The organism is Mesorhizobium sp. M0571 (assembly GCF_040320985.1).
GTDB lineage: Bacteria > Pseudomonadota > Alphaproteobacteria > Rhizobiales > Rhizobiaceae > Mesorhizobium.
In genome coordinates, this window is the sequence record NZ_JAMYQT010000055.1 from 1 (window position 1) to 22,317 (window position 22,317).

Consider the following 22,317-nt stretch of genomic DNA (forward strand, 5'->3'; position numbering starts at 1 on the left):
CTTGCCCTGTTTTTCTTTTGGGCCGGCCCGACGTCCCGCCCTTGAAAAGCAGCCGTGGCTCCCCCGCAGGCCGTTCGTGGTAGAGCGAATTGAGGGTCCAGCAGACCCAGAAATCGTTTTCGACATTGCCCACAGGAGCGCTGATCCGATTGGCCGTGGCGAGGAACAGGTCGAGCCGGTCACGTGGGGATGCCGCGATGATCTGGCGGTAAGCATCGGTACTCATGGCTTCGCCTCGTGCGGGTCCGCCCTCAGGATTTCGCGGAGGAACTCCTGCATCCAGATCGGCACGGCGGAGAGACCGGCGCGCAGATCCTCGCGAATGGCCTCGCCGTGCTTGGGGTCGGCAAACAGGCGGCGCAACGTCGCCTCGATACGCTTCCGTTCGCCCTTCTGGGCCAGCATGTCCTGCATCCAATGCAAGGCCTGGACGACCCGCATCCCCGGCCGATCCGCCCAATAGAGGCGGCTAGGGGCAGCGTATTTGAAGTGAATTTCCTGCGTGCCGAGCTTGATTGGCTTCAACCGCGCATCGGCCAGCACTTCTATCCGGGCGGGGACGGCGGTCGTCAGGCCGAGGTCGTTGGCGGCCGTCATACCATCGATGACGGCGCGCGCCCGATCGCGGCGGCACGTATGAGACCTAATTGGGCCCGAAGCTGCGATTTTGGCCAAGTTGTGGAACGTTGAGAGAAAGGATTGACCGCCCAGGTGCGCGATCCTCAGAGCACCGGTTACATGTCGACATCCGGCATTGCACGGCTCGATAAGGTGTCTTTGAGGATAGTGCCTGAGCTCAAACTTTGTCGTTCAACGCCTTTTTCCGCGATTGCTGGTGAAATTGCTGCCACGAGGCCCGGTTTGAACTGGCGTGTTGTTGCGATTTTCGTCGGAGAGTTTGCGCCAGCGAGCAAGACGCTCAGGATCCAGCGTACCAGCGGCCAAAGCTGCTTGTACTGCACAGCCCGGTTCATGAACATGAGTGCAGTCGCGGAATCTGCAAAGCGGGGCAAGCTCGGTAATTTCGGCGAACAGTGTGTCGATCCCGTAAGCCACATCGCTAACCTGCAGCGTTCGCATTCCTGGCGTATCGATCACCCACCCGCCACCTGCAAAGGGATGCAGAGATCGCGAGGTGGTGGTGTGGCGTCCTTTGGCATCTTGTTCGCGAATGTCTCCGGTCTGTTGAGGCAATTGCTGCGCTGATCCGGCCAGCGTATTCACCAGCGTCGATTTGCCCACGCCGGAGGAACCGACCAGTGCAACTGTTTGTCCTGCGCCGCACCAGGCGGCTAAGGCGATTGCGGCATCAGCCGTGCGAGGGTTCAACGTCACTACGATCAGCCCCCGCTGCAGTGCGGCAGATTGCTTTTCGTACTCCCGGGCGTCAGCACGGTATCGGCCTTGGTCAGCAGGATCACCGGAGTTGTTCCGGCCTCGTTCGCTAGCGCCAGATAGCGCTCGAGCCGAGCGGGGTTGAAATCAGCATTGCATGAGGTGACGATAAACAATGTGTCGACATTGGCCGCGGCAAGCTGCGGCTTCTTAGTGCCCTGAACGCGGCGTTCCAGCACTGTCTTGCGGGTCAGGCGACGGTGCAGCAAACGGGCATGGGGATCGACAAGGACCCAGTCGCCAGTGTTCGTTTGCGTCGGCAGTGTCAGATCCATTTGGCCTGCTTGAGATATGCCGGTCAGGCGGTCACGGTGCACCGCGGCAATACGCATTGGGACGAGGTTTACCTCATGCGGACCAACCTGATCGCCGAAAAAATCCGTCCATCCCAGGCTTGCGAGGGACATTGATCGAGTGCTGGTGGAGTGATCCGTCACGGCCTTGACCAACGATACGGCGTCGCAGACATCGGACAGTATCCTTGGCAAGAAGAGGTGATAGCGGAAAGCAGCTACTCGCGATGGGCGCGATTGTTCGAGCCGTTGTATGGGCGGCATGGCGGGATTGGCAATGCCTCGTCATCCGCCGCTCTTGCCCGTTGGCGTGCTCGGAGGTTAGGGCATGTGGAACGATGTCCCCATCGCAGTGTTAAATGGCGAAAAGAGTTGAGGCAGTAAGGTGGATGATCTCAAAGAGACGGCATTGGTCGCGCGACTGGCGGCGCGGCACGGGTTGTCAAGGGACGCGGTAGAAACCGTGCTGCGTGCCCTGCGCTCGGGCGGTGGTTCCATGGCGCAGTTCAGCCATGCCGAATTCGGCGGCATGTCGCAGTGGTCATCAGGCATGACAATGGTCGGCGACATGTTTAACGATGCGCTGAGGGCGAAGCTGAACGCGGTGGCCACGGAACTAGTAGCTCATCTGCGGGAGAATCCTGAGGCTGCCCATAATGAACCGGCCGAAGTGAGCTATAGATCGCAGCAGCAGGTACCTGAAAGTTGGCCGGGCGGACTCGGCACACCCTCATCGACCGGATCGCAGAACCATTTGCGCTACGCGATCTATCCCGACACGCGGCGACTGGTCATCGAGGATGCCGGGCAGCGTACGATCTACGACACCGGCGATCACGTTATTTCGGGGATCGCCCAGGCGCAAAGTAAGGATGCGACACTGACATTCCGAAGCCAGAACGGCCTTGTGCGGCTCTCGGAGCTGAAGAAGGTCGATGCTTAAGGTTTGGCCCTATTAATGCGTCGCGATGATGCTCGCGCCCCGCGCCATTCACCGCAGCGCGGGGTGCCTAATGACGTCCTTCTTCGCCTCTTTGCGTTTCCGCCGCCGCTCCGTCTGCGGCCCGTTCGAGCGCAACCATTTTCTTGACCAGGGCCAGCAGATCGCGCTTCGTGCCGTGCGGCAGGGACACGACCTGTTGCGCGAGTTCCATGGTGTCGCGCGCTTCCTCCGGCGTGCGGCCCCATAGATGCGGGGCAACGCTGAACAGCATTTCCATCGGCATGAATCCGAGGATTTCGCACAGGTGGATCATCCTGGTTACGTGCATTTTTTGAAAAGGCACGTTCATAGCGGCCATAAACCTGCATCGAAAGGCCAAGCAAGGGCGCAAGCTCTGCGCGGGTCAGATCCTTGTCCTCGCGCGCCTTGCGAATGAAGCCGGCGATTCTCTCATCGATCTCGCCGAGGGTTTTGACGCCTTCGAACCCCGGGCGGCGGAAAACAGGCTTGTCGATCTCGGGATCGATCGTTTCAACCAGTTCCATTTTGTTTTTATAGGCGTCCATATCCTTAGGCACGTCCTGTCGCGGACAGGGCGACGATATCAATCAACATCTGAAAACGGGATTGACCGAAGCATGCCCCGGCATTCTCTTGCACAGCGATTTACCAGAATCGCGGTGTGAAGACGGCGTCTCCGCTACTCGCAATCGGCTGTCGTCGGAGCCGTGCCGGGCTCGCCTTGCATGGCTCTTTCCAACGGAAGCCTGCATTCATAACGCCCTTGAGCTGGCGCGGGGATAGGCACTGCCCACTGAGAGAAAATCACCGCGCCCTGGCTGCAACCATTCGCCAAGTACCCGGCTTTCCCTCGAACACAGCTTCGACAAGTTTTTCCCCATCGACCTACCCCAGATGCGCCAGGAGTTCGCATGCGATAGAATCTTTGCCAATACTAATACATCGCTTCACGGTAACCGTCGATCCGGTCCGGTGCATTGAGATATCCCAATTGGATAGGCGAAACAGCTCGCCTTTGGCGATTTCGTCAGATGGGCGGATGGCCGCACCGAGAGCGGATTCCATAAGCCCGTTCAAGGGGGAAGCGGCTTTTGAGCCTTCACCAAAGTCGAAGCCTTGGCGACCGCCCCACGGTGCAGCATAGATGCCAATAAGGATACCGATCGTCATCCCGAGCAGGAGGCTTCGAACCGCCCATGGATCAATAGCCGTTGTCGCGGAGGAACTGGTCGATGGCTGCCTTTATGATCACCATCATCTTGATGTCGTTGTCGAAGGCGGCCTTTTGCAGTCGCATTTTCGTGTCGTAGTCCAGCGGGCAATTGACGTAGTGCTTGGCTTCTCGCGTGTGCGCTCGTTTGAGGTCGCGCAGGCGGTAGCGCCCCTTCTCCTGAGAAAGAGCACGTTCGATCGCCTTGCTCTTGCGCTCGTCACTGCTCGGATTTGGCAGACCGCGCCGCGGCCGTTCCCTTGTCGCATCCGCTGCTGAAATCGGCACCGCTGTTGGTTTCCGCGCAGTCATTCCCGCCTCTGCCTCTTCCGACACAGAGGCTGGCTTCATTGTGGCTTTGGATGTCGCCGGCTTCGGCCGCCGCGGTGCGATAGGGAAGTCAGAGACGGACAGTTTGCCTGGCTTAGACATTTCCCACCTTTTCCCGGTTTGCCGCGAGATGGCGGTCGAGCTCGGCCACAAGCGCTGCGACCTCCGCGCGACCCTTCATGACCGGGTCGGTTAGCTCGAGCATCTGCAAGGTGCCGAGGCCGTTGCGGATTTCGCGGTAGCAATTTCTTTCGGTGAGCTCGGTTTCCATCAGCGTCGATTCATAGCCATTGTCGCGAAGATTGGCGATGAACGGACGGATCAGCCTGTAAGCCTCGAGAACGCGGCCCGGCAGGGCGATGCGCGTCACCACGTTGACGTGCGGAATCGTACGCCCCTCCCTATCGCCAATATCCGCCGTGATGTTGGCGGCTTCGCCGGCCGCCTTGATTTCATCCTGGTTCGGCTGAATTGGCGTCAGCACCAGGTCGGAGTTGCGGATGATCGTATCGCGGATGACGCTGTCGACGCCCGGTGAGTCCATCAGGATTACGTCGTAGACGCCGTCTTGTTCGGCAAGCATCGTGCGGAGGTGCATCAATGGCCAGGACCTCTAAGCCCTCAATCTCTTGCATCACCTTTCCAGCGATACCTTGCAAATCGCCGTACATGCCGACGGTCGACTCGATTACGCCTTGTTGGATGATGCTGAGCTCTATTGGATCATGCAAAACGGCATAAAAATGACCGGGATGCCTGCGTTTGGTTCAACGCACAACCAGGAAGAGCTATGGGCGATGGTGGCCTTTACCCGACGTCTTCCAGAGATGTCGCAATCGGAATACGAGAAAATCACCGAAGCCTCTGAAGGGCATCATCAGGCTGGAGGTGAAGACCGTGCACCGGCTGCGTTTCGCAAGTGAGTCGTACAGGGACTGCGGAAGGGCGGTCGTGATCGCTGTCCGGTCGTGGCGACAAAGGGCCGCCTGATCCTCGGCTGTAGATCGTGTTCGCGCATCAGGCGACGAATCTTCCCTGCCGCGCAGGGCGGTGACGCTTGATAGCCAGGTTCGAATTTGTCGCGGAGGGCGCTGCTGGGATCACCGGTCCTAACTTGGTAAGACGTGGGTAGGTTGGATTGTCCGGTTCAATTGGTCATGACTGCCACGCAACGTCCGCTTCCGCGACCACGATCTGACGGAACTTCTTCCGCGATGGCAGCCTTCTTTTCAGGTTGCGACAGACGCAGGACATCTTCGAGACAGAGCGCGCCGCCATCTCCGCTGCTGCCGTCCCGCGCCGCGAATTCACGCGGGCCAACTCGAGGACTACCTGAGGACAACCGGGGCGACGCGTTGGTGTATATGACGCTCGGCATGGTGAAGTGGGTGGAGCTTGGTGTCCGCACGCCCTGTATGCAAGGTCACGGGCAGGTTCTGACCCTATTCCCGACCTTGACAGCCAAGCGCAATATGCGCCAGTTGCGTCTTCGGTCGTTGCAAGCCTTGACACGATATGAATCAGCATTGTTGGGCGGCAGCCTGAGGATTGAAACCGATATTCGCCTCGCTGGAATGTCTAACGCGACTCCGTCATGATCTTCCGGCCCTGTCGAGCGACGCTGCCAAAGCCGGTGACGCCAACGCAGGTGATGAGGGCAGGCTAGATCAGTGCAGCAGATCCGCCCGGCGACTTTTCTTTTTGCGGCCCGAGCCCTGCGCGACATGGGCGACGGCTTTGTGGCCGTTCTGTTGCCGGTCTATCTCCTCGCATTAGGCTTCGCGCCTCTGCAGGTCGGCATCATAGCAACCGGATCGCTGCTCGGTTCAGCGCTCTTAACCATCGCCGTCGGACTCCTTGGTGCCCGACACGATCACCGCCAACTCCTGCTTGCCGCCGCCAGTCTGATGGTCGCCACGGGTGTGGCCTTTGCTGTGGTCCACGACTACGCGCTGCTTTTGGTGATCGCCTTCGCAGGCACCATCAACCCGTCGGCCGGCAGCGTCAGCGTATTCGTGCCCTTAGAGCATGCCGTGCTCACACGCGAAGTCACCGACGCCGCGCGGACCAAGATGTTCGCGCGCTACAGCCTTGTGGGTGCGCTCGCAGCCGCGGTTGGCGCGCTCGCTTCGGCGACACCTGATCTTCTGGCTCCAGCCGGCCTCGATCAACTCACCGGCATCAAGGCGATGTTCGTGCTTTATGCGTTGCTGGGCCTGCTCGGCGGTCTCCTTTACGCGCAGATCCCGCAGCGCCGTCCAACGTCGGACTCCGGCAGCACGTCCGCGCTTGGCCCCTCGCGGAATATCGTTTTCAAGCTTGCGGCCCTTTTTAGCCTTGATGCCTTTGCCGGCGGCTTCCTCGTCCAGTCGCTGCTTGCCCTGTGGCTTTTCGAAAAATTCGACCTGTCGCTTTCGGAAGCGGGCTTTTTCTTCTTCTGGTCCGGCGTGCTTTCGGCGTTCTCATTCCCCGTTGCCGCCTGGCTGTCGCGGCATATCGGACTCATCAACACGATGGTGTTCACACACATTCCGTCCAGCATCGCCCTGATGCTGGCGGCGCTTGCGCCGACGCTCCCTCTGGCGCTCGCCCTGCTGCTGATCCGTGCCGCGCTTTCGCAGATGGACGTCCCGACGCGCTCGTCTTACGTCATGGCCGTCGTCACGGAGGCAGAGCGGGCAGCCGCCGCGAGCTTCACATCGGTCCCGCGCAGTTTGGCTGCCGCAGCCAGTCCCGCCCTGGCGGGCGCTCTGATCGCTGCCTCGTTCCGGGCATGGCCCCTCCTGATCTGCGGCACACTCAAAATCATTTATGATCTGCTGCTGCTGATGCAGTTCCAGAACGTCAAGCCGCCAGAGGAACGCTGATATTTGGGTTGCTTGACCGGGAGGGGTCAATCGCGAAGGCAAATGTTGGAAAGGTCGTCGATCACTTCGGCTCTGACTCCGGACTTGTCGAATGCCTAATGTGACCCGACATCCTCGACGCGATGCCTGCAGACCATCACCCGCAGCGCAGCAGACAACGAAAGTCTCCGCTGGGCTCTGCCGATCAGGCAGGCCGTGCTTTGTAAAAGCGGCACCAACCATCGGGGCTGATTTCACCCGCGACAATCTCGGATGCATTCGGCTTCAGGAAATGGGTGCACCCGGCGCAGCGGCGACCTTTGTTTGGAACATCCTAATAAAGCGCCACAGGCTTTGGGGTTGTTTCGGCGCCGCGCGCCGCAGGCTGACCTGTCATGCAGGAAGCAAGCCCACCTGCACCGGCAAATCGCCGCGCCGGTCGTCGAACCTTAAGAAATTTCCGGCGAGACAGCGCTTGGCCCGGCTCACATTGTGCCGACCCGCAATTTATCTCACCACGATGTCTTTAATGATCTTTCCTCCCAATCGAACCCAAAGAAGCGCCGAGTGCTGATCAGATCGATTTGAGGTACTCGATCAGATCACTCTTTTCCTGATCGGTCAGATCAAGGCCGAGATGGCCGTCATAGTGCTCCTTCTGCGCAAGACGTCGATCGGTTCCACTCCTCCTGCCAGGGGTCGATCAAGTTTAAGGACCCGACGTCTCCTCCCGGCTCGAGGTCTATTTCAATAAAACCGTACGTCACCGTCCTGCTTCCTTGATCCCTTGCCTTCCCTTACAATCCCTTCCGGACACAGAGGAGTTCCGCCATGAGCGAAGACGCCGTCAACATGTCGATCCGCAAGTTCCTGAAGGAAGTCGGCGTCACCTCCCAGCGCAAGATCGAGGAGACGGTGCGCGAAGGGCAAATCGGCGGCAAGAAGCTGAAGGTCCGCATGACGCTGACGACGGAAGGCACCGGCCTCAACCACGTGGTGGACGGCGAGATCGAACTTCCATAAGCCGGGCGAAGCGACCTAGCGAAACGTCCGACGCGGCCGAAGGCGGTCGAGACGGATCAGCGGTTGGAATGGCGTCTGGCCGGGTCGATGTAGTACCGCTCACCCCACGCTCTTGCGACTCTGAGGGAACGCGAAAGACCGACCCTAAGCGGAAGCTCGCTCGCTCCGGGTCAATTCACGGCCATGACCCCAAGCGGACGCTCATTCGCCCCGGCCGAATTCACGCCCATGACCCGTTGGTGACCTTCGTTCCTCGTGCCGCGAATGACCGCTTAGCGCCCGATCTCGGCCGTAGAGATCAGCTTCTCCGCGTCCTGAAAGCAGACATCGCAAGCGAGGACTCCGGAGGTCGCGGTTGCGCCCTCAAGCCCCGCCTGGTCGACCAGATAGAAGATCGCATTGGCCTCGCCGCCCGGCATCGTCTCGCTGAACTGGATGCGGCTGTTGGGCTGGATCAGACCGAGCAGGGTCTCCGCCACACCTCGACGCCGAGGTCGCGCAGATCGTGGCCGTTGCCGCGCCGCGCCGATTTTCTGGAGTGATAAGCCGCGCCCGACGCGGCGAATTCGTAACCCTACTCGGCGGCCGTCTCCGATGGCGCCTCTGCCGGCCCCGAAGGCTCGGCCTCGGCACGGGGCTTGCGCCGTGAAAACAGCGACCTGAGCGTGACGTAGAACACCGGCGTCAGGAACAGGCCGACGAAGGTGACGCCGAGCATGCCGGAGAATACCGCGGTGCCGAGCGACTGGCGCATTTCTGCGCCCGGACCCGTTGCGATCATCAGCGGCACGACGCCGAGGATGAACGAGAAGGCGGTCATCAGGATCGGCCGCAGCCTGAGCCGGCAGGCTTCGACGGCAGCCTCGGCGGCCGACAGCCCGCGTTCCTGCGCCTGCCGCGCGAATTCGACGATCAGGATCGCGTTCTTGGCGGCAAGCCCGATTAGCACGATGAGGCCGATCTGCACGAGGATGTTGTTGTCCAGCCCTCGGAACGACACGCCGAGCAACGCCGCGAGCACGCCGAGCGGCACCACCAGCACAATGGCGAACGGCAGCACCCAGCTTTCATATTGCGCCGCCAGCGCCAGGAACACGAACAGCACCGACAGTCCGAAGATATAGACAGCGGCATTGCCGGTGTTGCGCTCCTGATAGGCGAGCTCGGTCCATTCATAGGAGGTACCGGCCGGCAGCGTCTTTGCCGTGATCCCTTCCATCAATGCCAGCGCGTCGCCCGTGGAAACACCGGGCGCGGCGTTGCCCTGCAGCGGCACCGAAACGTACATGTTGTAGCGCTGGACCAGCGCCGGGCCGGTGACGTCGCGGATCTCGACCAACGTGCCGAGCGGAACCAGCGCGCCGGTCGCCGAGCGCACCTTCAGTTTCAAGATGTCGGCGCGATCGAGACGGAACGCCTGGTCGGCCTGCGCCCGCACCTGGTAGACGCGCCCGAAAGCGTTGAAGTCGTTGACGTAGGCGGTGCCCAAATTGATCGACAGCGTCTCGAAGATGTTGGGGATCGGCACGTTCAGGATGCGCGCCTTGTCGCGATCGATCGCCAGGAAGAATTGCGGGCTCGACGCGGAGAAGGTGGTGAACACGCCCGTCAGCCCCGGCGTCTTGTTGGCCTTGCCGGCGATTTCGTAGGCAAGCGCCAGGATCTGCCGCATGTCGGCGCTGTTGCGCTCCTGGATCTGCAGCTTGAAGCCGCCGGCATTGCCGACGCCGCGGATCGGCGGCGGCGGCAGTGCGATAATGAAGGCTTCCTTGATGCTTTGCAGGCTGCCGAACAGATTGCCGATGACCTGGGTCGCCGACTGGCCGGCTTTCAGTCGCTCGTCAAACGGCTTGAACCTGGCGAAGATCACGCCCGCGTTGCTGGCGTTGGTGAAGGTCGCGCCGGAGAAGCCGGCGAAGGCGACTGCGTAGTCGACGCCTGGCGTTTTCTGGATGATCTGCGACGCCTGCTGGATGACGGCATCGGTCCTCGACAGCGAAGCGCCGTCCGGCAACTGGACGACGACGATCGCATAGCCCTGGTCAAGAGACGGAATGAAACCGCGCGGCACCGCCTGCACCATGTAGACCGTGGCGTAGATGAGGGCCGCGAAAACGGCCAGCATGGCGGCGATCGTTATCCACGAGCCGACCAGCACGCGGATGATGCTCGAATACCAATGGGCGACCCTCTCGAAGCCGCGATTGAAGCCGTCGGCGAGCGCCCGTCCGAACCGCGCCAGGAAAAAGCGCGGCGGCGCCGCCGCGGCGTGATGCGGCTTGAACAGCAGTGCGGCCAGCGCCGGCGAAAGCGTCAGCGAATTGAATGCCGAGATCGCCGTCGACACCGCGATGGTGATCGCAAACTGCAGATAGAACTGCCCAGAAATGCCGGGGATGAAGGCTGTCGGTACGAACACGGCTATCAGCACCAGCGAGATCGCGATGACGGCCGTTCCGACTTCGTCCATGGTCAGGTGCGACGCCGGATTGGGCGCCAGCCCTCTGGCGATATTGCGCTCGACGTTTTCGACCACGACGATCGCATCGTCGACGACGATGCCGATCGCCAGAACTAGGCCGAACAGCGTCAGCATGTTGAGCGAGAAGCCGGCGGCGTAAAGCACCGCCAGCGTGCCGATCAGCGACACGGGGATCGCCACGATCGGCACGATCGCCATGCGCCACGATTGCAGGAAGACGATGATGACGATGATGACCAGCAGCATCGCCTCGAGGATCGTCTTGTAGACCTCCTGGATCGACTCGGCGACGAACTCGGTCGGATTGTAGACGATGTCGTAGCTCAACCCCTTCGGGAAGTCGCGGGAAAGCTCCTTCATCTTGTCCTGGATCTCCGCGGCTGCGGCGAGCGCATTGGTGCCCGGCCGCTGGAAGATGGCGAGCGCCACCGCCGGTTTGCCGTTGAGATAGGAGTTGGTGACGTAATCCTTGGCGCCGAGCTCGATGCGCGCTACGTCCTGCAGCGAGATCAGGCGGCCGTCGTCGGTCGATTTGACGATCACGTATCGGAAGTCGCGTGCGTCGTTGAAGCGGCCTTGCGTGGTGACCGTGTACTGGAACGCCGTGCCGGTGCTGGTCGGCGGCGCGCCGATCGAGCCGCCCGACACCTGGACGTTCTGGTCACGCAGCGCCTGCACCACATCGCCCGAGGTCATCCCCAGGGCGGACAGTTTTTCCGGATCGAGCCAGATGCGCAGCGAATATTCGCGTTCGCCGAAGATGATGAGGTCGCCGACGCCGTCTAGTCTGAGCAGTATGTCGCGCACCCGCGAGCGGGCGTAGTTCGAGACGTAGAGCTGGTCGTAGGTGTTGTCGGGCGACAGCATGTGCACGACCATCATCAGGTCGGGCGAGCTCTTGGTGGTGGTGATGCCGAGGCGGCGGACATCTTCGGGCAGGCGCGGCTCGGCGACCGACACGCGGTTCTGCACCAGCACCTGCGCCTGGTCGAGATCGGTGCCCAGCTTGAAGGTGATGGTCAGCGCCATCGCCCCGTCGCCCGACGAATAGGACGACATGTAGAGCATGCCCTCGACGCCGTTGATCTCCTGCTCGATCGGCGTTGCCACCGTCGCTGCGACCGTCTCGGCGTCGGCGCCCGGATACTGCGCGCGAACGACGATGGTCGGCGGCGCGATCTCGGGATATTGCGCGACCGGCAGCTGGGTATAAGCAATCCCGCCGAGGATCAGCAGGACGATCGAAACGACCGATGCGAAGATCGGACGGTCGACGAAGAAATGTGCGAACCTCATTGCTGCAACTCGGCGGTCTCGGCCTTGGGCGGCAACGTCACCATCTCGACCTTCACCTTCGTGCCGGGCCTGGCGTGCATCAGCCCGTTGACGATGATCGTCTCGTCGCCGGTCAGGCCCTGGCGGATCACCCGGTAGCCGTCGAGAAGCGGGCCGGTGCGCACGGGCTTCGCCGACACCATCCCGGCCTCATCCACCAGGAACACGATGCGGCGATCCTGATCGGCGCCGATCGCCTCGTCGGGCACCAGCACGCCGCTATGCGGCAGCGACCCCGGCACGTTGATGCGCCCGAACATGCCTGGCTGGAGAATGCCGTCGGCGTTGGGAAACCTTGCACGCACCCGCATGGTGCCGGTCGCGTTGTCGATCCGGTTCTCGGCAAAATCGAGCTTGCCTTTGAATACCGCCTCCGCGCGGTCGGCGACGCGAACCACCACCTCGAGCCCGCCGGCGCCTTCCTGCATGCTGCCGCCGCGCTCCTTCGCGTCGCGGGCATAGCTGAAATACAGGCGCTCATCGACGTCGAAATAGAAGTCGATCGGATCGCGCGTAACGATGGTCGTCAGCAAGGTGGAATCCGGCTGCACGAGGTTGCCGACCGACACCAGCCGGCGGTCGATGCGGCCGGACAAGGGCGCCTTGATCTCGGTGAATTCCATGTTCAGGCTGGCCGTCGTCAGCGCAGCCGTCGCGCCCTGCATCTGCGCCTGCGCCGAAAGGTATTCCCGCCGGCGGTCGTCGAGCGTCGCGGTTGAGATATTGCCGGTCTTGGCGAGTTCGTCGGCGCGATCCAGCTGCATCGTGGAGAATCCGAGCAGACTCTTGGCGACGTCCACTTGCGATTTGGCGGCATCATAAGCCGCCTGGTACGGACGCTGGTCGATGGTGAAGAGCAGGTCGCCCTTGTTGACCAGTGCGCCGTCCTGGAAGCTGACCTTGTCCAGATAGCCGCTGACGCGCGAGCGGATGGCGACCTGGTCGACGGCTTCGAAGCGCCCGACGAACTCGTCGTCTTCGACGATTTCACGGACCACCGGCTTGGCCGCCGTCACCACGGGTAGCTGCTGGTCCTGCGCAAACGCAGTGCTGAAAGCCATGCCGAGCAGGAATGTCGCCGACACGGCGGCGCGGGCAAGCCAGCCGGCCGATCGACGGGGTCGCCCGCCCGCGTCGCGATGCAATTGCCCATTCTCTGGGGTGTCCATTTGCGTCCTCGCTCGCTGGACCCGGAGGTCGGTTGATCCGCTTCTACGCTCAGGCTTCTCGTCGAGATCAGGGCACTACAGTGTTGTGCATGGCAACATGATCATTTTCCATGTGGGCTGAAATGTCCACCCTGTGGCTGCCTCGCCACCCGCCACTGGCGACGCAGATCCACCGGGCGGCCCGGGACGCCATTGAGACGGGGCGGCTAGACCCGGGAGCAGACCTTGGTCCCGTCGGGCTGAACGTCCGCAATGCTTCTTCAAACGTTAAAGCCGCCATTCCGCTATCGGCCCACAATGGTCGGGGTATTGTCACTTCAGACCCTGGGCTTCAGGCCGCCGTGAGGGGACCGGAGAATTGTTTGGACTTTGAGGGTGGTAGCGGGAGACCGTTCTCTCCGCTTTCAATACTGCCACCAAACCCCTTCGAACTAAATGTCGCCGCATAGCGGACACCAGGCCATGGCGACGGCGCGGGGATGTAGCGAGACACGGTTCTCACGCGAGGGACCATTCGCAACCGCGTATCCCCTCACTACGGTACTTGGAGAATATGCATCCCATAGCTTTGAGGATGATCCCGAGACACCGGCGACGGACGCTGGAGAGGTCGGTCGTTTCATTTAGGTGAGACCAGGTCTATACTCCACGGGGGACAGGCCAGATCGATGGACCGTAAGCTTTCCGCCATTCTCGCTGCCGATGTTGTGGGCTATTCCGCTCAGATGGAACGCGACGAGGCCGGCACGTTCGAGCGCCTTCGTGCTCGACGCAAGGAACTGTTCGAGCCTGAGATTGCCCGCCAGCACGGCCACATCTTCAAGCTGATGGGCGATGGACTGCTGGCCGAATTCGGCAGCGTCGTGGACGCGGTCGAATGTGCCGTGTCGTTGCAGCACGCCCTGGCGGAATGCAACGCCGCCGTTTCCGAGGATCATCGGATTCGCGTCAGGATCGGGATCAATCTCGGCGAGGTGATTGTGGAGGGCGAGGACCGATATGGCGAGGGCGTCAACGTCGCTGCCAGGCTCCAACAACTAGCGGAACCTGGCGGCATCTGTGTCTCGGCAAAGGTCGCAAAAGAGGTTGAGAAGAAGTTGGCTTTCGGCTTTGAGCCGATGGGCCAACAGAAGCTGAAGAACATCGCCGAACCGGTGCAGGCGTACCGGGTGCTGCTCGATCCCGCGGTGGCGGGAAAGCCCATGGCTGTCAATCGACACCCACGTTTCAGGCGCATTCTGGCCGTCGCTATTGGGGTCCTTGTTGTCGCAGTCGGCCTTGCAGCAGCGTGGTGGCGACCGTGGGAGCCACCGCTTCGGCCCGCCGCTCTGACGGCCAATGCGAAAGCCGACACCCGGCCATCCCTCGTCGTGCTTCCATTTGACAATCTCAGCGACGACAAGGCGCAAGGTTATCTGGCTGACGGTTTCACCGAGGACCTGACCACAGAACTTGCACGCGTGCCCGGCCTGTTCGTCGTATCGCGAAACGCGGCTTCCACCTACAAGGACAAGGAGACCAAACCCGCTGAGGTCGCCGCAGCGCTTGGTGTCCGGTACATTCTGGAGGGCTCGATACGTCGGGTCGGCGACGACATGCGTATCAACGCGCAATTGATCGACGGCTCGACCACCGGTCATCTCTGGGCAGAACGTTTCGACGGCCAGTGGACGGATGTGTTTGCGCTGCAGGACAAGGTCGTCGTCAGCATCGCAGGCGCGCTCAAGCTCCGTCTCGTGAGCGTCCAAGGCAAGGCAGATGTCACGGGCGGCACGCGCAATCCTGCAGCCTACGAAGCTTACCTCCAGGGCATGGAAATCTACAATCGTCGCAATACTCCAGACGAGTTTGCGCAGGCGGTGAGGTTTTTCCAGCAGGCGCTGGAACTCGATCCGGATTTCGGCGCAGCGGCAGCCTCGCTCGCGTGGGCCTATTGGGACATGGACGGGCCGCGGGTCAAAGCTTTAGCCGTTTCGGATACCAGTGCGCTGTACAACGTCTACAAGTCCCTGGGGGAGGCGGCCAAGCATCCTTCGCCGTCCTACTATCAGCTCGTCGCCAGTTTGCTGGTTCGCGAGCATCGGTCCGACGAGGCAGTCGCGGTTATGTTCAAGGCAGTGGCGCTCGACCCGAGCGATCCCCTGAACTATGTCGGGCTGGCAGAAGCCCTGAATTTCAATGGCAGGCCGAACGAGGCGCGCGACTATCTCGTCGCGGCCAACCGTGTCGACCCAGGCGGCAATGACCATCGGCACTACCAGGCTGGGCTGGCTGAATTTGGCCAGGGTCGTTTCGAGGAAGCTGTCGACTACCTTGAAAGGATCGATCTCCAATCGCCTGATCCATGGCCGAAATTCTATGGCCTGCAGGTGTTGGTTTCGGCCTACGCACATCTCGGGCGCAGTGACCAGGTCGCGGCCTATAGTGACAGGCTAAGGAACGTCATGTTGGAACGAAAGGATGGAGGGGCAAACCAGCTGGTCACGCAGAGGTATTTTGTGTTCAAGAACCCGGCTGACATCGGGCGTCTGCTGGACGGCCTGGACAAGGCCGGTTTGCCGGAGTTGCCGGAAGAGGTCGATCTGGATGCGAAGGACCGGCTTACCGGTTCGGAGATCAGGTGGCTCATCCTCGGTCGTGACCTGCGCGGGGGAGGCGCATGGATCGATAAAGAAACCAGTTGGGTGCAGCAGAACTTCCTGTGCGACGCCATTCCGAAAGATCAGACAACCTGCGGCGCGATCTTCCGCAATCCTGCCGGGACGCCGGAGCGACGCAACGAGTATACGGCAGTCTTCCGTTTCGATCGTTTTGAGTTTTCGACCGTCAAATAAGTACCGATCGGAAGATACGCGAAGTACACAAGCATGGAACTCGAGGGCGCAAGCTTGGCGCCAGGTGATGTGTCTGCGTTCGCGATCAGCCCGCCCAAAAGCAGACGGACAGTTATCGGCCCCAACTCTCCCGGTCGTCCTCGCCGTGCGACCGTTCCGGCTCTGCGTCGTGAACCGGGCGAAGTCGAAGCTGAAGGTGCGGTGATCAGTCCCTCGAAGTTCGGTCAGCAACGTCCATGAGTTGGGACAGCAGGTGATCGGCAAGCTGTTCCGGCGAAAACTCCTTGGCAGGGGTTTCCTTTGACACTAGGCGCTATAGTCCGTGCGAACGAGGCCGTAGCGGAACTTCAGGCTTCGTAACTGTACGGCCTTGTTGAACGACGCGTAGAACCCCGGCAGCTCCGGGAAGCCCTTGTAGAACGTGGCGTGGAGATCGATGTCTTCGATCGAGTTCATGTAGTGCGGGTACCAGCTGCAGATCAGGTTGACCGGGTAGCAGCTGACAATGCGATAGTGTTGTGAGGTCTTGTACTCGACGTTCACGCCTGAGCCACGAACCACCTCAGTTCCGGCCTTGAGTGCTTCGGTGAACTCCTCGTAGGCGGCATTGGCCTTGGCAGTGCCTTCGTGGGAGCGTTCGAACTGCTGCTGGGCAGTCTTCAGATCCGTTGCCCGCTTGAGCCGCGCGGCCCTCTCTAGCATCGTTTCTGGCCTCGAGATCCCGCCTGCGTCGATCACCCGCTGCTCGATGACGGCAGCCGCTCCCTCGACGCCCCATCTATCCAGGCCGACGTAAAGTCGAGTCGGCGGGAGCCAAGCAGGCGTCGATGGCTTCGACTCGGTCGGGATAAACACGGTGAAGTCGAAGCCATGCTCGAAGGCCCTCGTCCGGATGGCGTTCATCTCAACCCCGGTCCAGCGGGTTTGCCCCATTCGGTTCGGTACAGGATGACCACGATCCGGGCCTTCTTGCCGTAGACCTCGCTGAAGGTCGTCTGCCCGTCCGTTCCGGCGAGTTCCTTCTGTCGCTCCGAGTAGATGAACGTCTTCAGCACGCCCGCGACATCGCGATGAGCGTCACGTCGCGGTCGTTCACGTGCGTGACCATGCCGCCCAGCCCATCGCCGACCGAGGCGCAGCCCGGGCACGCCGTCTTCCAGTCCTCCGCGAACATCAGGTGATAGATGAGGAGCTGCGAGCGGTCATCGAACAGCTCCGGCAAGGACTTCGGCCCGTCGTCGGTGGCGAAGGCGTAGTGCTTCTCGACCGGAACCCAGGGCAACTCCCGCCGCTGCTTGGTGACGCGCTGTTCGTGCGCCGCCAGCTCCTGCTCGGCCGCCAGCAGTTCCTTGCGGGCGGCCTGCCACTCCCGAAATCCAGATCGCTGACAGTCTGAACTTTGCATTCAGCTTGGATCGTGATGCGCACGGTCATGTTGCCGGTCGCCATGGCGGCAAACGCCTGTCCAGCCAGCACAATCGCAGCAAGCGCTGCGATACTTGTCGGGAAAAATTGGTTCGATCACGCGTTCCGAACGCATGGCCAAGTGGAACGAGATTCTCCGGATAGAGGAGCTGATGTTTCAAGCTCGTGCCTGGCGCCCAGTCATGATCTGGCGAACTCAGGCTCGCTCGGATCATCCGGTCACCAAAACAGTCCGCAGCGTTCGCCGCCAATCCAGCGTGGACAGGGCAGGCGGCGTCTTTGCCTGCCGATCCAGTGGCGGCAAGAGGTGGAGTGCCGCGAACTGGAGGGCGCGCCCCGTCATCTGGCGGGAAGCGGAGCGGCCGTTCAGGCCTCTACTACTATTGTCGGCGCGCCGGGCCTGGCATGGCCGATGATGCGAGCCGAAGGATAGCCGTCCGCGACGATCCTCTCGACCAGCGCCGCTGCGCGGTCGGTCTCGCAAGCAACCAACAACCCGCCCGAAGTCTGTGGATCCGTGAGAAGATGGCGTCGCCACTCGGGCATGCCGGGAGGTAAGCTTACCGCGTCGCCATAGCTCGCCCAATTGCGCCGCGATGCGCCGGTGACGTGGCCGTCGACCGCGAGCGAGGCAGCTTCGGAAAAGAGCGGCACGTCGTGGCTGCAAATTATCAGCGTGCACCCGGCACCGCGTGCCATCTCGAGGCCATGTCCGAGCAAGCCAAATCCGGTCACGTCGGTGACGGCGTGGACGCTCGCGTCCTGCGCCAGCTCCGATCCGATCCGGTTGAGAAGGGTGGTGGAGGCGATCATTTCGCGATAGCCGCTCTCGGAAAGCGCCTGCTTCTTGATGGCGGCGGAATAGATGCCGACGCCGAGCCCTTTCGTCAGGATCAAGGCGTCACCCGGCCTGGTGTCAGAATTGCGTCGGATATCCTCGGGTCGGCATGTGCCGATGACTGCGAGGCCGTAAATCGGCTCCGGCGAGTCGATTGAGTGGCCGCCGGCAACCGGGATTCCGGCGTCGGCGCAGACAGCTTCGCCACCTTTCAGGATTTCGCGGACCATGAGCGTCGGGATCTTGTCGAGAGGCATGCCGAGTATAGCCAACGCCATGATCGGCCGGCCACCCATCGCATAGATATCGGACAGGGCGTTGGTTGCGGCAATCCGGCCGAAATCGTAGGGGTCATCTACCATAGGCATGAAGAAGTCGGTGGTCGCAATGACGCAAGTCGCGCCGTCGAGCTGCCAGACTGCCGCATCGTCGCCGGTCTCCGTGCCGACGAGAAGCTGATGATAGGGACTGGCAGCCGCCGGATTGGCGAGAAGCTGCTGCAGCACTGACGGTGCCAGCTTGCAGCCGCAACCGCCGCCATGGGCGAGGCTGGTCAGGCGCACAACGGGCGCTTCGGTGATTTCGGGCGAGAGGGCGATTGCCATAGTCGTCGAGCCTCCTCTGCTGGCACGCTTTAGTAGGGATCAAGGTCAACCGGAATGGAAAATACGATCGCGCCAACGCACGGCGCGTTTGGAGCACGCTTGCTCTCAGCGGATTTCGTTAAGTTAGGAAAGGCAAGCACCGTATCCGGCGTGCGAGGCATCGCCGTCATTGGGTATCGATCGAAAGGCGCCCCGACCCGCGGGAGCTGTTTCATCGCCACGCTTTACTGTATGGTAATGCGTTCGTTTTCGTCAATCGCCGTCGCGGTCACGAAAAGATGACAAGAATATTCAACAATAATACACAATGCCGATTTGCGGGCACAAACCTGTTGCAGGAAGGCGGTTCGGAGGGGCACTTTTGCTGCACCGTACGCACCTCCTTCTTTAGCATTGATTTTATTTGGTCCGAGACTAGTTACTCGGATTGAACCGTTTGTTCGAGTTGCCTTGTGGGGCATCGGCTTCGGGAGGAACCCATGAACATCGATCTTTCTCGACGCGCGTTCCTGCAAACAGCAGGCGCGGGTCTCGCCGGTACTACGCTTGGAGCCCTCGGCTTCGGCGATAGCGAGGCCGCACACGCGGCGGCCATACGGCCCTTCAAGCTCGCCAACACCACCGAAACACGCAACACCTGTCCATACTGCTCGGTGGCTTGCGGCATAATCTTGTATTCGAAGGGCGATCTCAGAAAGGGCGAGCCGGCCGAGATCACGCATATCGAGGGTGACACTGATCATCCGACCAATCGCGGCACCTTGTGCCCCAAAGGGTCGGCCCTGCTCGGATTTGTCAAGTCGCCGACCCGTCTGCAACATCCGATGATCCGCAAACCGGGCTCGGACAAGTTCGAGCCGATAAGCTGGGAAGACGCACTCGGCCGCATCGCCCGCCTGATGAAGGACGATCGCGACAAGAACTTCGTCGCGACGAACAATGACGGCGTGACGGTCAACCGGTGGATCACCACCGGCTTCCTCGCCGCCTCGGCTTCGACCAATGAAACCGCGTTCGCGACCTACAAGGTGGTCCGCAGCGCGGGCATGCTGGTGTTCGACAACCAGGCACGTGTCTGACACGGCCCGACGGTGGCGAGTCTCGCCCCAACATTCGGCCGCGGCGCAATGACCAATTCCTGGACCGACATCAAGAACACGGATCTCGTCGTCATCATGGGCGGCAATGCCGCGGAAGCGCATCCTTGCGGCTTCAAATGGGTCACAGAGGCGAAGGCCAACCGCGGCGCCAAGCTCATCGTCATCGACCCGCGCTTTACGCGCTCGGCTTCGGTGTCGGATCTTTACGCGCCGATCCGCCAGGGAACGGACATCGCCTTCCTGCTCGGGCTGATCAACTACTGCATCCAGAACGATAAGGTGCAATGGGACTATCTGAAGGCCTTCACCAACGCGACATATGTCGTCAAGGAGGGCTTCACCTATCAGGACGGCCTCTTCTCCGGCTATAACGAGGCGAAGCGAGACTATGACAAGTCCAGTTGGGACTATGACATAGGCACGGACGGCTTTGCCGTTGTCGACGCGACATTGGCCAATCCCCGCTGCGTCTGGAATCTGCTCAAGAAGCATGTCGCGGTCTACACGCCGGAGATGGTCGAGCGCATCTGCGGCACACCGAAGGACCGGTTCCTGAAGGTGGCCGCGATGGTCGCCGAGACGTCGTCTCCGACCAAGGCGATGACCTCGATGTACGCGCTCGGCTGGACCCAGCACTCGAAGGGCTCGCAGAACATCCGCGCCATGGCGATGCTGCAGCTTATTCTCGGCAATATCGGTATACGCGGCGGCGGCATGAACGCACTTCGCGGTCACTCCAACATCCAGGGGCTGACCGACCTCGGGCTGATGTCGAACCTGCTGCCCGGTTATCTGACGCTGCCGACTGAGAAGGAGGTCGATCTGGCAGCCTACATGTCGACCCGAGGCTTCAAGCCGCTCCGGCCGAACCAGATGAGCTATTGGCAGAACTACAGGAAGTTCTTCGTAAGCTTCCAAAAGTCAATGTGGGGCAATGCGGCAACGCCGGAGAACGGCTTCGCCTATGACTACCTGCCGAAGCTCGACCTGCCGGGCTACGATCTGCTGCGGGCTTTCGAGCTGATGCACCAGGGCAAGATGAACGGCTATTTCTGCCAGGGCTTCAACCCGCTACAGGCAGCTCCGAACAAGAAGAAGGTGATCGAGTCCCTCTCGAAGCTCAAATACCTCGTCATCATGGATCCGTTGGACACGGAGACGGGCCGGTTCTGGGAGAACCACGGGCCGTACAACGATGTCGATCCGTCGCAGATTCAGACGGAAGTCTACCAGCTTCCCTCCACCTGCTTCGCCGAGGACGACGGCTCGCTGGTCAATTCGGGGCGCTGGCTGCAGTGGCATTGGGCCGGCGGCACGCCCCCCGGCGAGGCCAAACGCGATACCTGGATTATGGCGCAGCTCTATCTGCGCCTGAAGGAGCTCTACACCAAGGAAGGCGGCGCCTTCGCCGATTCGATCGTTAAGCTCAACTGGCCTTATGCCGATCCCGGCGATCCGAAGGCCGAGGAGCTTGCCCAGGAGATCAATGGTAGGGCGCTCGCCAGGGTAACCGACACGGCCGACCCGACAAAAGTGCTGGCCGAGGCCGGAAAGCTCTTGCCGGGCTTCGCCGCGCTGCGCGACGACGGCTCCACCTCCTGCGGCTGCTGGATCTATTCCGGCTGCTTCAACGAAAACGGCAACAACATGGCCAGGCGGGACACCACCGATCCTGACGAAACCGGCGCCTATTCCAAATGGGCGTTCTCATGGCCCGCCAACCGCCGCATTCTCTACAACAGGGCGTCGGCTGACCTCACCGGAAAGGCTTGGGATCCAAGCCGCAAGGTGATTGAATGGGACGGCACGAAATGGTCGGGCTACGATGTCCCCGACATCTTGCCAATGGCAAAGCCCGATCAAGTAGGCCCGTTCATCATGAATCCGGAAGGCGTCTCGCGCCTCTTTACCCGGGGCATGATGCGCGACGGACCATTCCCGGCGCATTACGAGCCATTCGAGTCGCCCATCGCGAACCCGATAGCTCCCAAAGTCCGCGGCAACCCCGCAGCGCGGGTGTTCGAAGGCGATATGGCCCAGTTCGCCGAATCGGCTTCGCAGGAGTTCCCCTACGCGGCGACCTCCTACCGACTGACCGAGCATTTCCACTTCTGGACCAAGCACGTCATCACCAATGCGGTGATGCAGCCGGAGTTTTTCGTGGAAATTTCGGAACAGCTTGCGGCCGAGAAGGGCATCACCAAAGGCGGCTGGGTGCGCGTCTGGTCGAAGCGCGGTTCCGTTGTGGCGAAGGCCATGGTGACCAAGCGGATCAGGCCGCTCACCTGCGATGGCAAGACCGTCCACATCGTCGGAATACCGCTGCACTGGGGCTTCACGGGAGCGGCGAAGAAAGGCTTTGGCCCGAACATGCTCACCCCCTTTGTCGGCGACGCCAACATCGAGACGCCGGAATACAAGGCGTTCCTTGTCAACATCGAGCCCATCACCGGGCCGGTAGCGTAGGA

Annotated in this window: 18 protein-coding genes and 5 pseudogenes; 7 read left to right on the plus strand and 16 right to left on the minus strand. The window is 61.4% G+C overall.

The annotated features are described in order from the left end of the window. From NKI85_RS32350 to rsgA, 3 genes and pseudogenes are all read right to left on the minus strand, one after another. Positions 1–226: pseudogene (locus NKI85_RS32350) on the minus strand (hypothetical protein); the annotation flags it as partial. Further along, entirely contained in the window at positions 223–675 is a 453-nt protein-coding gene (locus tag NKI85_RS32355; RefSeq protein ID WP_352780067.1) for a DUF6088 family protein, read from the minus strand. The pseudogene NKI85_RS32350 and the gene NKI85_RS32355, both read right to left, overlap by 4 nt. Positions 676–810: 135 nt before the next feature. Continuing rightward, positions 811–1,802: pseudogene (rsgA, locus tag NKI85_RS32360) on the minus strand (ribosome small subunit-dependent GTPase A). Between the two features lie 271 nt (positions 1,803–2,073). Between rsgA and NKI85_RS32365 the strand changes: the two are divergent. Next, on the plus strand, positions 2,074–2,631 hold the full coding sequence (locus NKI85_RS32365) for a hypothetical protein (RefSeq protein ID WP_352780068.1): 558 nt from the start codon (positions 2,074–2,076) through the stop codon (positions 2,629–2,631). A gap of 67 nt (positions 2,632–2,698) precedes the next feature. Here NKI85_RS32365 and NKI85_RS32370 read toward each other — a convergent pair. From NKI85_RS32370 to NKI85_RS32385, 4 genes and pseudogenes are all read right to left on the minus strand, one after another. After that, positions 2,699–3,197 (minus strand): annotated as a pseudogene (locus tag NKI85_RS32370) (helix-turn-helix transcriptional regulator). A gap of 340 nt (positions 3,198–3,537) precedes the next feature. Further along, the gene (locus NKI85_RS32375) at positions 3,538–3,822 is read right to left on the minus strand and encodes a hypothetical protein (protein WP_352780069.1); all 285 of its coding nucleotides are present in this window, start codon (positions 3,820–3,822) and stop codon (positions 3,538–3,540) included. Positions 3,823–3,853: 31 nt separating this feature from the next. Further along, on the minus strand, positions 3,854–4,174 hold the full coding sequence (locus tag NKI85_RS32380; RefSeq protein ID WP_352780070.1) for a hypothetical protein: 321 nt from the start codon (positions 4,172–4,174) through the stop codon (positions 3,854–3,856). Positions 4,175–4,286: 112 nt separating this feature from the next. Beyond that, positions 4,287–4,784, minus strand: a pseudogene (locus NKI85_RS32385) (ParA family protein); the annotation flags it as partial. Positions 4,785–4,890: 106 nt separating this feature from the next. On the opposite strand from NKI85_RS32385, the gene NKI85_RS32390 reads away from it, so the two are divergent. The 3 genes from NKI85_RS32390 to NKI85_RS32400 all read left to right on the plus strand — a co-directional run bounded on the left by NKI85_RS32390 (position 4,891) and on the right by NKI85_RS32400 (position 8,061). Further along, positions 4,891–5,115 (plus strand): c-type cytochrome, encoded by a 225-nt coding sequence (locus tag NKI85_RS32390; protein ID WP_280952133.1) that lies wholly within the window; start codon positions 4,891–4,893, stop codon positions 5,113–5,115. A gap of 801 nt (positions 5,116–5,916) precedes the next feature. Further along, positions 5,917–7,059, plus strand: a complete 1,143-nt coding sequence (locus tag NKI85_RS32395) for an MFS transporter (protein WP_352532622.1) — start codon at positions 5,917–5,919, stop codon at positions 7,057–7,059. An 810-nt stretch (positions 7,060–7,869) separates the two neighbouring features. Beyond that, positions 7,870–8,061 carry a DUF6494 family protein gene (locus NKI85_RS32400; RefSeq protein ID WP_352780072.1) on the plus strand — a complete coding sequence of 64 codons (192 nt, stop codon included), beginning with the start codon at positions 7,870–7,872 and terminating at the stop codon, positions 8,059–8,061. 272 nt (positions 8,062–8,333) lie between these two features. Here the strand turns inward: NKI85_RS32400 and NKI85_RS32405 are convergent, their stop codons facing one another. From NKI85_RS32405 to NKI85_RS32420, 4 genes are all read right to left on the minus strand, one after another. After that, positions 8,334–8,540, minus strand: coding sequence for a hypothetical protein (locus NKI85_RS32405; protein ID WP_352780073.1), 207 nt, complete (start codon positions 8,538–8,540; stop codon positions 8,334–8,336). 95 nt (positions 8,541–8,635) lie between these two features. Continuing rightward, positions 8,636–11,839 (minus strand): efflux RND transporter permease subunit, encoded by a 3,204-nt coding sequence (locus NKI85_RS32410; RefSeq protein ID WP_352532624.1) that lies wholly within the window; start codon positions 11,837–11,839, stop codon positions 8,636–8,638. Continuing rightward, positions 11,836–12,939 carry an efflux RND transporter periplasmic adaptor subunit gene (locus tag NKI85_RS32415; RefSeq protein ID WP_352532628.1) on the minus strand — a complete coding sequence of 368 codons (1,104 nt, stop codon included), beginning with the start codon at positions 12,937–12,939 and terminating at the stop codon, positions 11,836–11,838. The genes NKI85_RS32410 and NKI85_RS32415 overlap by 4 nt, the downstream gene beginning before the upstream one ends. Before the next feature lie 731 nt (positions 12,940–13,670). Then, on the minus strand, positions 13,671–13,856 hold the full coding sequence (locus NKI85_RS32420; RefSeq protein WP_352780081.1) for a hypothetical protein: 186 nt from the start codon (positions 13,854–13,856) through the stop codon (positions 13,671–13,673). Here NKI85_RS32420 and NKI85_RS32425 point away from each other — a divergent pair. Further along, positions 13,773–15,881 carry an adenylate/guanylate cyclase domain-containing protein gene (locus NKI85_RS32425; RefSeq protein WP_352780080.1) on the plus strand — a complete coding sequence of 703 codons (2,109 nt, stop codon included), beginning with the start codon at positions 13,773–13,775 and terminating at the stop codon, positions 15,879–15,881. The two genes, NKI85_RS32420 and NKI85_RS32425, sit on opposite strands and share 84 nt — an antisense overlap. Before the next feature lie 306 nt (positions 15,882–16,187). Here the strand turns inward: NKI85_RS32425 and NKI85_RS32430 are convergent, their stop codons facing one another. The 4 genes and pseudogenes from NKI85_RS32430 to NKI85_RS32445 form a co-directional block, all read right to left on the minus strand. After that, positions 16,188–16,784, minus strand: coding sequence for a hypothetical protein (locus NKI85_RS32430; RefSeq protein ID WP_352780075.1), 597 nt, complete (start codon positions 16,782–16,784; stop codon positions 16,188–16,190). Beyond that, positions 16,781–16,936 carry a hypothetical protein gene (locus NKI85_RS32435; RefSeq protein ID WP_352532024.1) on the minus strand — a complete coding sequence of 52 codons (156 nt, stop codon included), beginning with the start codon at positions 16,934–16,936 and terminating at the stop codon, positions 16,781–16,783. The genes NKI85_RS32430 and NKI85_RS32435 overlap by 4 nt, the downstream gene beginning before the upstream one ends. Continuing rightward, the gene (locus tag NKI85_RS32440; RefSeq protein ID WP_352780076.1) at positions 16,930–17,286 is read right to left on the minus strand and encodes a DUF899 family protein; all 357 of its coding nucleotides are present in this window, start codon (positions 17,284–17,286) and stop codon (positions 16,930–16,932) included. Before NKI85_RS32440 ends, NKI85_RS32435 begins: the two co-directional genes overlap by 7 nt. After that, positions 17,247–17,378 (minus strand): annotated as a pseudogene (locus NKI85_RS32445) (Csu type fimbrial protein); the annotation flags it as partial. The pseudogene NKI85_RS32445 and the gene NKI85_RS32440, both read right to left, overlap by 40 nt. 2 nt (positions 17,379–17,380) lie before the next feature. On the opposite strand from NKI85_RS32445, the gene NKI85_RS32450 reads away from it, so the two are divergent. Continuing rightward, positions 17,381–17,722, plus strand: coding sequence for a hypothetical protein (locus NKI85_RS32450; protein ID WP_352532020.1), 342 nt, complete (start codon positions 17,381–17,383; stop codon positions 17,720–17,722). On the opposite strand, the gene selD is transcribed toward NKI85_RS32450, so the two are convergent. Beyond that, entirely contained in the window at positions 17,673–18,749 is a 1,077-nt protein-coding gene (gene selD, locus NKI85_RS32455; protein WP_352532018.1) for a selenide, water dikinase SelD, read from the minus strand. The two genes, NKI85_RS32450 and selD, sit on opposite strands and share 50 nt — an antisense overlap. A 479-nt stretch (positions 18,750–19,228) precedes the next feature. Between selD and fdnG the strand changes: the two genes are divergently transcribed. After that, positions 19,229–22,315 (plus strand): formate dehydrogenase-N subunit alpha, encoded by a 3,087-nt coding sequence (fdnG, locus tag NKI85_RS32460; protein WP_352532016.1) that lies wholly within the window; start codon positions 19,229–19,231, stop codon positions 22,313–22,315. Positions 22,316–22,317: the final 2 nt, after the last annotated feature.

Bases quoted from the DNA above. Each gene is read 5' to 3' on its own strand.
- NKI85_RS32375 (WP_352780069.1), bottom strand. From the start codon at position 3,822: ATGACGATCGGTATCCTTATTGGCATCTATGCTGCACCGTGGGGCGGT.
- NKI85_RS32380 (WP_352780070.1), bottom strand. From the start codon at position 4,174: ATGACTGCGCGGAAACCAACAGCGGTGCCGATTTCAGCAGCGGATGCG.
- NKI85_RS32395 (WP_352532622.1), top strand. From the start codon at position 5,917: ATGGGCGACGGCTTTGTGGCCGTTCTGTTGCCGGTCTATCTCCTCGCA.
- NKI85_RS32400 (WP_352780072.1), top strand. From the start codon at position 7,870: ATGAGCGAAGACGCCGTCAACATGTCGATCCGCAAGTTCCTGAAGGAA.
- NKI85_RS32410 (WP_352532624.1), bottom strand. From the start codon at position 11,839: ATGAGGTTCGCACATTTCTTCGTCGACCGTCCGATCTTCGCATCGGTC.
- NKI85_RS32415 (WP_352532628.1), bottom strand. From the start codon at position 12,939: ATGGCTTTCAGCACTGCGTTTGCGCAGGACCAGCAGCTACCCGTGGTG.
- NKI85_RS32425 (WP_352780080.1), top strand. From the start codon at position 13,773: ATGGAACGCGACGAGGCCGGCACGTTCGAGCGCCTTCGTGCTCGACGC.
- NKI85_RS32430 (WP_352780075.1), bottom strand. From the start codon at position 16,784: ATGAACGCCATCCGGACGAGGGCCTTCGAGCATGGCTTCGACTTCACC.
- NKI85_RS32440 (WP_352780076.1), bottom strand. From the start codon at position 17,286: ATGCAAAGTTCAGACTGTCAGCGATCTGGATTTCGGGAGTGGCAGGCC.
- selD (WP_352532018.1), bottom strand. From the start codon at position 18,749: ATGGCAATCGCCCTCTCGCCCGAAATCACCGAAGCGCCCGTTGTGCGC.